Source organism: Desulfobulbus alkaliphilus (assembly GCF_016918545.1).
GTDB classification, from domain to species: Bacteria; Desulfobacterota; Desulfobulbia; order Desulfobulbales; family Desulfobulbaceae; genus Desulfobulbus; species Desulfobulbus alkaliphilus.
Genome location: NZ_JAFFQC010000185.1, coordinates 1 through 467, shown reverse-complemented (window position 1 = coordinate 467; position 467 = coordinate 1). Strand labels below are relative to the sequence as shown.

The window sequence follows — 467 nt, the reverse complement described above, 5'->3', positions numbered from 1 at the left end:
GGGTTAGTTCCAGCTGATGTTGGACGATTGCGATGGCCGATGAGTTTGGCCCGCCATGATTACGATGCCCCGGCGACCGTGGTTCAGACCAGCACGCAGTCCCCACAGCAAGCTATGCGAGAGCCACTGACCTGGTAATAGAGGCAACAGCTGCGGCGGTGAAAGCCCGGTCCGGCAGTGATACCGGGGCGTGGGTCGACCATAGCCAATATCTCTGTGGCGACGTCGATGGCTGCCTGGCGTAAATCTGGGCGACAGCGAGTCACCATGATGACCGAAGTGCTCACTGCTGAGGCTAGGTTGTCCCAGGCGACAATTTTGCTCAACCCGGCGGCGATGAAGGCACGAGTGATCTCTTCAACCGCTGAACCGGTGATTTTCGCTGGTCCCGGTTGCCAAGCTACCGACACGGGAACCGGAGCAAGAGGCACATCACGGAACCAGAGGTCCGCGAGCCTGGGGAAATC

1 pseudogene is annotated in these 467 nt (G+C 59.7%); it reads right to left on the bottom strand.

The features are described 5' to 3' along the window. Positions 1-83: 83 nt before the first annotated feature. Positions 84-467 (bottom strand): annotated as a pseudogene (locus JWG43_RS20755) ((2Fe-2S)-binding protein); the annotation flags it as partial.